The sequence below is a fragment of the Paractinoplanes toevensis genome (assembly GCF_018332695.1).
Classification (GTDB): Bacteria; Actinomycetota; Actinomycetes; order Mycobacteriales; family Micromonosporaceae; genus Actinoplanes; species Actinoplanes toevensis.
The window spans coordinates 1-1,051 of sequence record NZ_BOQN01000195.1 but is presented as its reverse complement, the minus strand read 5'-3'; the positions used below and the strand labels follow the sequence as shown (position 1 = coordinate 1,051).

General features: G+C 65.7%; 1 protein-coding gene. It reads left to right on the top strand.

Annotation, left to right across the window (positions count from 1 at the left end; genetic code table 11):
* The coding region (locus Ato02nite_RS49995) for a sulfate adenylyltransferase subunit 1 (RefSeq protein ID WP_213013798.1) at positions 1-1,051 on the top strand (1,051 nt) is incomplete at both ends.

Here is a 1,051-nt window from a genome sequence, read left to right as displayed (position 1 = left end):
AGGCGGTCAGCGCGGCCCGCGGCGACGAATACACCAACCTGGCGTTGCTGACTGATGGTCTGCGGGCCGAGCGGGAGCAGGGCATCACGATCGACGTCGCCTACCGGTATTTCGCCACTCCCCGCCGTAAGTTCATCATCGCTGATACGCCGGGGCATATTCAGTACACCCGCAACATGGTCACCGGTGCCTCCACCGCCGACCTGGCGCTGATCCTGGTCGATGCGCGCAAGGGTCTGGTGGAGCAGTCCCGCCGGCACGCCTTCCTCACCAGTCTGTTGCGGGTGCCGCATCTGGTGTTGTGTGTCAACAAGATGGACCTGGTGGGCTGGGACAAGGCCGTCTACGACAAGATCGCCGACGAGTTCACCTCGTTCGCGGCCAAACTCGAGATCACCGACCTGACGATCATCCCGGTGTCGGCGCTCAACGGCGACAACATCGCGTCGCGGTCGGAGAACAGCCCCTGGTATGAGGGGCCGTCGTTGCTGCACCACCTGGAACACGTGCACATCGCCTCCGACCGCAACCTGGTGGATGTGCGGTTCCCGGTGCAGTACGTGATCCGTCCGCAGTCGACCACGGTCACCGACTACCGCGGCTACGCCGGTCAGGTCGCCTCCGGCGTACTCAAGCCCGGTGATGAGGTGATGGTCCTGCCGTCGGGGTTGCACAGCACCATCGCCGCTATCGATACCGCGGACGGGCCGGTGGCGGAGGCGTTCCCGCCGATGTCGGTGACGGTGCGGCTGACCGACGAGATTGATATCTCCCGTGGGGACATGATCTGCCGGCCGCACAACGCGCCGGCGGTGGCGCAGGACATCGAAGCGATGATCTGCTGGATGGATGAGACCGCTCCGCTGCGGGTCGGCGCGAAGTATGCGATCAAGCACACCACCCGGACCGCGCGGACGGTCGTGCGTGGCCTGCAGTACCGGCTGGATGTGAACACGCTGCACCGTGACGAGAACGCCGCCGGGCTCGGTCTCAACGAGATCGGCCGGGTCAAGCTCCGCACCACGGTGCCGCTGCTGGCCGATGAGTACCG